The sequence below is a fragment of the Pseudoalteromonas obscura genome (assembly GCF_030135505.1).
GTDB lineage: Bacteria > Pseudomonadota > Gammaproteobacteria > Enterobacterales > Alteromonadaceae > Pseudoalteromonas > Pseudoalteromonas obscura.
Map to the genome: position 1 here is coordinate 19,921 of NZ_JASJUT010000003.1, position 9,921 is coordinate 29,841.

At 43.7% G+C, this 9,921-nt stretch carries 7 protein-coding genes; 4 read left to right on the top strand and 3 right to left on the bottom strand.

Annotated elements, in window-relative coordinates; translation table 11 throughout:
* Positions 1 to 66: 66 nt before the first annotated feature.
* A complete protein-coding gene (locus QNM18_RS08070; protein ID WP_284136846.1) occupies positions 67 to 1,059 on the bottom strand; it encodes a D-cysteine desulfhydrase family protein in 993 nt (330 codons plus the stop codon).
* A gap of 208 nt (positions 1,060 to 1,267) precedes the next feature.
* On the opposite strand from QNM18_RS08070, the gene QNM18_RS08075 reads away from it, so the two are divergent.
* On the top strand, positions 1,268 to 2,155 hold the full coding sequence (locus QNM18_RS08075; RefSeq protein WP_284136847.1) for an alpha/beta hydrolase: 888 nt from the start codon (positions 1,268 to 1,270) through the stop codon (positions 2,153 to 2,155).
* A gap of 67 nt (positions 2,156 to 2,222) precedes the next feature.
* Here QNM18_RS08075 and QNM18_RS08080 read toward each other — a convergent pair whose 3' ends face one another.
* Complete coding sequence (locus QNM18_RS08080; RefSeq protein ID WP_211010019.1) at positions 2,223 to 2,624, bottom strand: GFA family protein; 402 nt, start codon at positions 2,622 to 2,624, stop codon at positions 2,223 to 2,225.
* A 152-nt stretch (positions 2,625 to 2,776) separates the two neighbouring features.
* Here QNM18_RS08080 and QNM18_RS08085 point away from each other — a divergent pair, with 152 nt between their 5' ends.
* Positions 2,777 to 5,269, top strand: coding sequence for a cation:proton antiporter (locus tag QNM18_RS08085; RefSeq protein ID WP_284136848.1), 2,493 nt, complete (start codon positions 2,777 to 2,779; stop codon positions 5,267 to 5,269).
* Positions 5,270 to 5,288: 19 nt separating this feature from the next.
* Here QNM18_RS08085 and QNM18_RS08090 read toward each other — a convergent pair whose 3' ends face one another.
* Positions 5,289 to 5,777: a 2-thiouracil desulfurase family protein gene (locus tag QNM18_RS08090; RefSeq protein WP_284136849.1), complete on the bottom strand. Its 489-nt coding sequence runs from the start codon at positions 5,775 to 5,777 to the stop codon at positions 5,289 to 5,291.
* A gap of 319 nt (positions 5,778 to 6,096) precedes the next feature.
* Here QNM18_RS08090 and QNM18_RS08095 point away from each other — a divergent pair, with 319 nt between their 5' ends.
* Positions 6,097 to 8,100, top strand: a complete 2,004-nt coding sequence (locus tag QNM18_RS08095) for an alpha-amylase (RefSeq protein WP_284136850.1) — start codon at positions 6,097 to 6,099, stop codon at positions 8,098 to 8,100.
* A 136-nt stretch (positions 8,101 to 8,236) separates the two neighbouring features.
* Positions 8,237 to 9,649, top strand: a complete 1,413-nt coding sequence (locus QNM18_RS08100; protein ID WP_284136851.1) for an alpha-amylase — start codon at positions 8,237 to 8,239, stop codon at positions 9,647 to 9,649.
* Positions 9,650 to 9,921 lie beyond the last annotated feature (272 nt).

Genomic DNA, 9,921 nt, shown 5'->3' on the forward strand with positions numbered 1-9,921 from the left:
AATGCAACCAACCCACAGGGCTGAGAAAAACACCTAAGTCCACGCATTGTATGTCCTGTTATACGTTCAAAGTAGCTTATCAGCGTAAGCAAACACTGAGGGGGCTCCGCCGGTATGCCAAAACAGAATTTGTTGACCACTGACCAGTTTACCTGAGCCTATTTTATCCACCATTGCTGCAAATGCCCTTCCAGTATAAACAGGGTCTAATAGTATCCCTTCAGTTTTTGCTAACAGTTGAATCGCCGACTTTTCGGGTTCACACAGTACCCCATAGCCAGCGCCAAGATAACCATCATCCAATATCACGTCTTCTGAGTTAAATACTTGGTTTAAATTAAGCGCGTCTGATGTTGAATTTGCCAGAGCCAATACCCTTTGCTTAAATTCTCCAGCGCTCGATTCCGCTTTATCAATTTGAATACCCGTAAGCATATATTGATGTTTAAGCATAGACTTTGCAATCATCAGCCCAGCGTGCGTGCCGCCAGAGCTGGATGCGAAAAACACATGACTTAACGTATCAGTGTCTATTTGCGCCGCCAGTTCAAAGCCCGCTTCAACAAACCCAATCGCTCCAAGCTCATTTGAGCCGCCGTATGGGATCACATAAGGTTTGTGGCCTTGAGATTTCAAGTCTTCTACAAGGCGAGGAATATCTTCCCCTTTGCGATTGCCTTTACAGTAATGGAGTTGGGCACCAAATAAAGTATCGAGCAGTAGGTTCCCCGTAGACTCCTCAGGTTTATCGCCACCTAACAATAAATGACATGACAAATTAAGTTTTGCTGCCGCCGCCGCAGTTTGCCTGCAATGATTCGATTGTTGTGCCCCCGCCGTTACGACGGTGTCACATCCTTTGGCTAACGCATCACCAAGAATATATTCTAGCTTTCTGGTTTTATTCCCTCCCAAGGCTAGGCCTGTTAAGTCGTCACGTTTCATTAAAATCTCTGGGCCACCTAAATGGCGAGACAAATTAGTGAGCTTAACAACCGGTGTTGGGAAAAAACCCAGTTCAGCTTTTGGGAAATCTTGCAAAATTTTTCGATTATCCATAACCATATCCAACTAAATACACTGATGTCAGTCTACCTAGATTGCGAGTCTTTACAATAAATTACTGTTACCAGCTTTTCTGTCTCTTCATATGGAGACAAACCTAGATAATACGTTCACCACACTCCACAACACCAATAACTTTACGCCAGTTAAAAATATGCTTGGTATCTTCGTCCTACTCATAACAAAACAAAGGAGTTAACTTATGAAGCATATTGCTTTTGCACTACTGTGCGTATTGAGCTTGTTTGCTCAAGCCTCTTACCTTGACTACAAATATGAGCATCTACCTACCGAGCATACAATCCAGTCAGCTGTTTTAGGTGAAGCGCGAAAAGTCTGGGTTATTCTACCGGAAGACTACCACGCACCAGAAAACAGTGATAAGCAATACCCTGTTGTTTACACCACCGATGGCGAAAACTTGCAGTACTTAACGGGCCACAATATGTGGTTTTTACAGCGCTCCAACATGCTGCCGCAGGCCATTTTAGTTGCGATCAATACTCGCCACCATAGAGTTCGAGATTTAACACCAACAGTGCCAAAAAATGGCCCCACACCTGAGGTTTCTGGACAAAGCCTCAAACTTGAAACCTTTATAAAAGATGAAGTGATCCCATTTGTAGATAACACATACAGAACCGATGATTTTAGAGTGCTATCTGGTCATTCCTTAGGCGGCTTGTTTACCATCACCAGTTTATTGTCGGATCAATTACAGCCACTATTTAAGGGCTATGTCGCTATTGACCCATCACTGTGGTGGGACAACAGCATTGTTGCAAAATGGGTAAACGATGCACAAGACACGCTCAAGGAAAGCGCACTTTCAGTGTACATGGTGGCAGCTCATGAAGAAAATATCCCACCTGAGCATCAAGCGCTATACCTAGCACATATCAATGCCATTGACGACACCGCAAAGCTCTTAATTGATACAGACTCAACGACAATCCGCTACGACATTACCCATGACGAGAATCACCGCTCTGTACTACATATCGGTATATTTCGTGGCTTAAGAGAAGTATTTAAATGCTACCCGACAGTATGCCCAAAAGAGAACGAAGAAGATTCAAGTAACGACTAAGTCTCTGCGTCAATTCGGAGGTGCCCCTTGCGCCTCTTTTCTTTTGCAAAGAGAGTTTTGGGGATAGTTAGTCAATAAACTCTGCATGCTGTTTGCCATCATCACCAATATGCTCCCAACTCGCTTTACAGCTTACCCATAAATGGTGCACTACTTTAGCATTTTCCAAATCGGTGTTGGAGATCAGACCTACTGGTACATACATACGCTGTTCGTCGTTTTTGCCCGGTAAATTAGACCCACATTCAATGCAAAAGCTACAGAGCCAATCATGGTTTGGTTTGTGCCATGTTTTAATAAACTCTTGACCATTTACCCAAACAAAGTCACTGTTATTGACAACTGCCACCGACACACCATTGCCACCACCGGCCTTGCGGCAAATAGAACAATGACAAATATAAATATGCTTAATAGGCGAACGCACTTCAAACTGCACAGCATTGCAGTTACAGCTACCCTTTGCCAATTTTATCCCCTTCAAACAGCTATGTTTAACTCATTGTTTCTATTGTAAGAACAATTATATCCTGATCGCAAGGTGATAAAACACAGATGACTTAGCGAACACAAGATTCCTTTTCTAAACTTAGTGCATCAAATTAATCAAGGCACTGAACTATGGCTTTTAGCACAGGGCTTTTAATCCTCTTATTCGTGATTTTTGCGCTTTTTATTGGTGCGTTTGTCAGACATATTTTAAAAGGGACGCAAGTCCCCTACACCGTGGCTCTATTGCTTTTGGGCATAGCTATCGGTCTACTGCAACGCGGCGAGCTTTTCGATGCTTATGCACCTGAGTTTGGGCATAGCCTCGCCTTAGTCGCTGAAATAGATTCCCATCTATTCTTATATTTATTTTTGCCAACCTTGATATTTGAAAGTGCCTTTGCAATGGAAGTGCATCTGTTCAGACGCATGTTTACCCAAATTGCCATTTTGGCTGTGCCCGGACTCATGCTGGCGATTTGGTTAACCGCTGAATTGATTTTTGCCATTGTGCCTGATGGCTGGGGGTGGAGCTGGGCTATTTGTTTAATGTTTGGCGCTTTGATCAGTGCAACAGATCCCGTTGCCGTTGTTGCGTTGCTCAAAGAAGTCAGCTCGCGGAAACGACTTGAAACATTAATTGAGGGGGAGTCTTTGCTCAACGATGGCACAGCCATTGTGTTCTTTTCGTTATTTTTTGCCTGGGTTACTGCCATGTACAGTGGTGACGCCGCGGCTGGCCTTTCCTCCCCTTTGCATGTCACCCTTGAGTTTTTGCAAGTCGTTTTAGTTGGTTTAGTCATTGGCGTCATCGTTGGCGGCTTGTGCATCATGTGGATTGAGCATGTTTTCAATGACCCCATGATAGAGATCTCATTAACCATTGCTGCTGCCTATTCAGTATTTTTTATCGCTGAAAACTTTCACGTATCTGGTGTTGTTGCGGTAGTAACGCTCGCAATTATGTTCGCCAGCATCGGTAGAACACGCATTAGCCCAGAAGTGGCCGGGTTTTTACATCATTTTTGGGAAATGATGGCCCATATGGCCAACACGCTTATCTTTTTGCTGGTAGGCATTTTAGTCGCCATTCGAGTGCCTTTAAATGACATGCAAGCATGGCAAATGCTGTTGTTTTTATACGTGGGTATTTTGCTTATCCGCGCAACCTCTATTGCTGTATTTATGCCAGCTTTAACCAGACTGGGGATTGGCATTAACTTTCCCAAAGCGGCTGTACTATGTTGGGGAGGATTACGAGGCGCGGTATCTTTGGCTTTGGCATTGGCCGTAGTTGCAAGTGATGTGATCCCCAAAGAAATTGGTGATCGGGTGTTGTTTTTATGTGCAGGCATTGTGGTATTAACGATATTGGTCAATGGCTCTACCATGGGCACGCTATTAAAGCTGTTAGGTTTAAACTCGTTGCCACCAGCAAAACAAGCTACAGTCGATAAGGCACAAGCAAAGATCAGCAATGAACTTCATGACATGTTGCCTGTGATGATGACCAATCCTTTTCTACAAGGTGCAGACTGGGAAACCGTTAAACAAAAGTCTAGATTACAGGCACTTGATGAGCTTGAACCCGATGCCAATATCACAGACGATGAGCTCAATACAGCCTATAAAAGGCGGCTACTTGAAACGGAACGAAAGCACTACTGGACACAGTTTGAGCAAGGCATGTTGAGTAAACAAGCAACCAGTAAATTGGTTGAGGCCGTGGAGGCAGCCTTAGATGGAGAACCAACCATTAGCCCTAGAACACGGATCTACACAGTGTGGCAAACGCCAAAATGGTTGCAGCCACTTAGACAATACACTTGGCTAAACAAACTGCTACTTAAGTTTTTTTTCAACAAACTGGCCTTAGGCTATGACATTGCCCGCGGATTTATGCATGCACAAGAGGCCCTGCAAAGCCACATCCAAGCTCTAGCACCTAGCCAAATGGCGGCAGATGCCGTGATGCAAGCAGTCAATGACAATAAGTCCCGAACACTTGAACGCATGAATGAGTTACACGATAGTTTTCCTGAAATTATTCAATCATTACAAACACAGGCAGCCACAAGGTTACTGCTCAATAGAGAGCGCGCAGTGATCAATGCACAACTAAAACAAGCTGTTTTAGACAAACCAGAGGCACAACGCTTGTTGTGTAGCGTCGAAGATAAAATGGCCAGCTTACAAAATGAGTCAATTTTTAAGTCAACGCAGGAGCAACAATTTACCAACGATATTCCCTGGGCGAAAAATTTACCACTTGAAACTCGAGAAAAGCTTTCGTCGTATGTTGAACACAGCGTTTATGAGGCGGAGCAGCTTATTTGTGGCGCTGATCGCCCCCTCAACAAAATTGGCATTATTAGTCGTGGCAGCGTGAAAGAACAGTGGTTAATGGTGACAGAAGAAGGGAAAAAACACACTTGCACCAGTAAAGGGCCCGGCGAGTCAATCGCGTTAATGGCCTTGCTCACCGGAACAAGCAAAACAGAATGTGTCAGCGAAACCCCTTGTGATGTGATGTGGCTCCCCTGTGACAAGCTGAAACAACTTATGCAACAAGATAGCCAGCTCACACAGGTAATTTGCAAACTAATGCAGGATTATTCGGTATGAATTACTGAATTTTTATACTTTATGGTTCGTTTTTTACTTCGCGGATCAGCTGCGTCACAGTATGTTGACTATAAACTTTAATGCCATTGGCCATCAATAATTGCGCTGTCACACCTGCACCTGGGATCTTCTTTCCACTAAATGTGCCATCGTAAATTTGTTGACTGCCACATGAAGGGCTACCTTCTGCCAAAATCGCGTATTTGATCCCATGCTGCCGACAGAGCGAAAGCGCTTGGCGCGCGCCTTTTAAAAACGCACTAGTTACATCAACACCATCATCACCAATAACAGTTGCAGTGTGGTTTAACACATCACGTCCATTCCCCCCGATAATCTCTGCTGGCGCTCTCGGAATTGGCAATCCTGCCGACACTTCCGGACAAAACACTGTAAGCTCAACGTTCAGTTCCAACCACCCTTTGTCAGACATGTCCAAAGACAAGCTACTGCCGTTGTATCGCACTTTATTGCCTACCAAACATGCACTTACAAATACTTTTTGCATCCGTACTCCACTTGCAAAACCCAATTCAGGGCAAGTTTAGCGTAAAAAAACAAGAAAGTGATCACCATACAGCTATCAGGCTTGAGTTTATGCTCAAATGTATTGAATTTGTTTATACCACTGCCATTATTTTAAAGTAGTATAACTACTCAATAGGCATTTATATTCCAAATACACATTAAAAATAAGATATAAAACCATTTTTAAGATCTATTTAAGAATTAATATGCAATATAAACCCTGCTTTGCATACGTATTCAATGGATTGTTCCTGAAAGGCTCTTATATTGTAAAACTCATGTAAATGAGAGGCACAATAATGAAAAATATAATTTTACCAATCGTAGCAAGTGTTTCAGTACTTGCATCAAATAACGCCTTAGCAAACCCCGTTAGCCAAGGCGCCCCAACCACTTTTGTTCATCTATTTGAATGGTCTTGGCCTGATGTCGCCAAAGAGTGTGAAACTTTTTTAGGGCCACAGGGCTATGCAGCAGTACAAGTATCTCCACCAAGTGAACATATTACCGGAAGCCAGTGGTGGACAAGATACCAACCTGTTAGCTATCAGTTAGTTAGCAGAGGTGGTGACAGAGCGGCTTTTATTGATATGGTGTCACGCTGTAAAGCCGTTGGAGTCGATATTTATGTCGATGCTGTAATTAACCATATGGCTCATGGTCGTGGTACGGGTGTTGCTGGTAGCCAATTTGGTAACAAGCAATATCCGATTTACAGTCCGAATGACTTTCATTCAACTTGCGCAATAAACCCTGCTGATTATGGCAATAACCCATGGCGTGTCCAACACTGCGAGTTGGTGGGTCTCCATGATTTGGACACGGATGCACCGTATGTTCAAACACAGCTCGCAAACTATCTAAACGACCTTTTAAATATTGGTGTTGCAGGCTTTAGGCTAGACGCGAGCAAACATATGCCAGCATCAGACATTGGTGATGTGCTTGCAAAATTAAACCAGCAGTCAGTGGTATTTCAAGAAGTAATCGACCAAGGTAGTGAAGCAGTTCAAGCATCAGAGTATTTCCAAAATGGCTTGGTAACAGAGTTTAAATACAGCATCAAACTTAGCGAAACATTTAAAACCGGCAAGCTTGCTTGGCTTAAGTCGTTTGGGGAGCAATGGGGCTTTATGCCGAGTCACAAGGCTGTCGTATTTACAGACAACCATGATAACCAACGCGGCCATGGCGGTGCAGGTTCTATTGTCACCTTCCACGATGGAAAACTGTATGAACTGGCAAATGTGTTCATGCTCGCCTACCCGTATGGCTATCCAAAAGTGATGTCTAGCTATGAGTTTAATGGCGACACCGATGCAGGCGGACCAAGCGTACCAGTCCATCAAGGTGACAACTTAAACTGCAATGCTCAGCAATGGCAATGTGAGCACAGAAAACCCTTTATTGCAGGAGCTATGCGCTTTAGAAATCAGACCAATGATGATTGGTCAGTACAAAATTGGTGGGACAATGGTAACAACCAAATTGCTTTTTCGCGCGGTAATCTAGGATTTGTGGCAATTAACCGCGAATCAGGCAATATGAACGCAAAGTTAGCAACAGGGCTTCCTGCGGGGATATATTGTGATGAACTCTCTGGCGGTAAAAATGCACAAAACTGTGTCGGCAAAACCATCAAGGTAGAAACTGACGGTACCGCACATATTACCTTAGCACCGATGGACGCTGTGGCTATTCATCATCAAAGCGTGACGACAGATATCCCTAGTGACGGTGATTGGCAAAGAACGGTTGTGTTTATAAAAGCACAGACACAGAACGGGCAAGATATGTTTGTACGCGGCGGGTTGGACCATCATGCGGCTTTACAACGTGGGCTGCAATGTAACCAAAATCCAGTGCTTTGCCAAATCCCTATTAGACATTTAAATCTGAGAAACCAAACCACCACGCCTTGGAAATCAGGTGATAGGTACCTAGACTGGCAGGCATCTGAATCTGGGCAATCAAACCAAGCACAAGGTACAGCTTTGGATTGGACAACCAATATTTGGCCTGCAAATTGGGGTGAAAAGAAAACCTATGACCTACATGGATTTGGTGAATCAAGCTTAAACCAATGGGGCCAGCACTACTGGAAACTAGACGTAGAAATGGATTGTAGTAAAACCCATCAGGGTTGGTTTGAGTTAAAAGCATTCGTTAAAAACGGCCAAGGCTGGGAAGACAACATTTTTCAACAAAATCGCCCTTATGCCAGTAACAATCACTTTGCTCAATGTGGCAAACTCAATGTCTTTGAGTTTGGTCAAAACACCCACATTATTCAATCTCTCTAATGGTAGACTAACCATTTGATTCGCAGAATAAGGCAACCAAATATAGTTTTTTGGTTGCTTTTTTGCATACGTATTCAATGGACTCACATCAAACGAGCGATATATTGTCAATCTCAAATAAGTGAGAAGCATATAAATGAAAAACAATAAATTTCCAGCATTTGCGAGCTTGGCACTCGTGGCTTCTAGCCATGTCATGGCGACACCCAGTTCAACATCTACATTTGTGCATTTATTTGAATGGTCATGGGCGGATATAGCAAATGAATGCGAAGCCTTTTTAGGCCCACAAGGTTTCAAAGCCGTACAGATCTCCCCACCAAATGAACACATCGCAGGGGAGCAATGGTGGACACGCTACCAGCCTGTCTCGTATGAATTAACAAGCAGAGGCGGAAATAGAGCTCAATTCATCGATATGATCAAACGATGCAAAGCACAGGGTATAGACATCTATGTTGATGCCGTGATAAATCACATGGCCCACGGCAATGGTATAAGCATAGCTGGCAAGACATACGGCAATAAACAATATCCGATCTATGAACCAAAAGACTTTCACAAGCCATGCGCAATCAAATCAGAAGATTACGTTAATGACGCGTGGCGTGTACAAAATTGTGAATTAGTCGGCCTACATGACCTAGATACTGACTCTCCTAGAGTACAAACTACAATTGCGGGCTATCTCAATGAACTAGTCAAGCTTGGTGTCGCCGGATTTAGATTGGATGCCAGCAAACACATGCCCGCTAAAGACATTGCTGCAATTTTAAAACAGCTGCAACACTCTCCTCTTATATTTCAAGAAGTCATAGATCAAGGCGGCGAAGCCATCACCGCTGATACTTATTTAAATAATGGTATGGTTACAGAGTTTAAATACAGTGTGAAACTGAGCCACGTTTTTAAAAAGGGACGACTGGCCTCACTCAAAGGCTTTGAGAAAGACTGGGACTTAATGCCCAGTGATAAAGCGATTGTATTTACCGATAACCATGACAATCAACGCGGTCATGGCGGTGCTGGCGATATTGTTACTTTTCAAGATGGTAAACTTTACGAGCTAGCAAACGTGTTTATGCTCACCTATCCGTATGGCTATCCAAAAGTCATGTCCAGTTATAATTTTAACGGCGACACAGATGCGGGTGGACCAACTGAGCAGGTACATCAATCTGATAAACTCAACTGCAATGACCAACTATGGCAATGCGAACACAGAAAGCCGTATATTACTGGTGCGATGCGTTTTCGAGCCCAAACAGGCAAGAGCCAATCAATTCAGCATTGGTGGGATAACGACAAAAACCAAATCGCTTTCTCACGGGGAGATCTTGGTTTTGTCGCAATTAATCGTGGCTCTCAAGTGATGAATGTCACATTGCAAACCGGCCTCCCAGCAGGTGTTTATTGCGATGAGCTAAGTAGAACGTCAGCCAATGATTGCTCAGGTAAAACCGTGTCAATTGCTCGCGACGGCAAGGCAAACATTGCTCTAAAACCAATGGATGCGTTGGCGATACATCGTTTTGCACAGGTGAATTAAGTGCAAAAGACACCGACTGCGAACCCAGTGAGTGCGGTTCTTTTGCGCAAGGTGAAGTGAGCTAGTTTAACAACCGCTAAGGCTATCACCTCTATAGCCAACACAGTGTCAAAAAACATGGATCCTGAATCAAGTTCAGGATGACGTAGTGAAAAGTGTTAATGACAATGAGTGCAGCGAATTCAGGACGGCAACCTTAAGAAATATAAATACCCTAACGAAGGGTATTGACCGTGAAAGCATTCCACTCCTCGTCACCCTGAACTCGTTTC

Coding starts and splice junctions, on each gene's coding strand:
- QNM18_RS08070 (WP_284136846.1), bottom strand. CDS start 1,059: ATGGATAATCGAAAAATTTTGCAAGATTTCCCAAAAGCTGAACTGGGT.
- QNM18_RS08075 (WP_284136847.1), top strand. CDS start 1,268: ATGAAGCATATTGCTTTTGCACTACTGTGCGTATTGAGCTTGTTTGCT.
- QNM18_RS08085 (WP_284136848.1), top strand. CDS start 2,777: ATGGCTTTTAGCACAGGGCTTTTAATCCTCTTATTCGTGATTTTTGCG.
- QNM18_RS08090 (WP_284136849.1), bottom strand. CDS start 5,777: ATGCAAAAAGTATTTGTAAGTGCATGTTTGGTAGGCAATAAAGTGCGA.
- QNM18_RS08095 (WP_284136850.1), top strand. CDS start 6,097: ATGAAAAATATAATTTTACCAATCGTAGCAAGTGTTTCAGTACTTGCA.
- QNM18_RS08100 (WP_284136851.1), top strand. CDS start 8,237: ATGAAAAACAATAAATTTCCAGCATTTGCGAGCTTGGCACTCGTGGCT.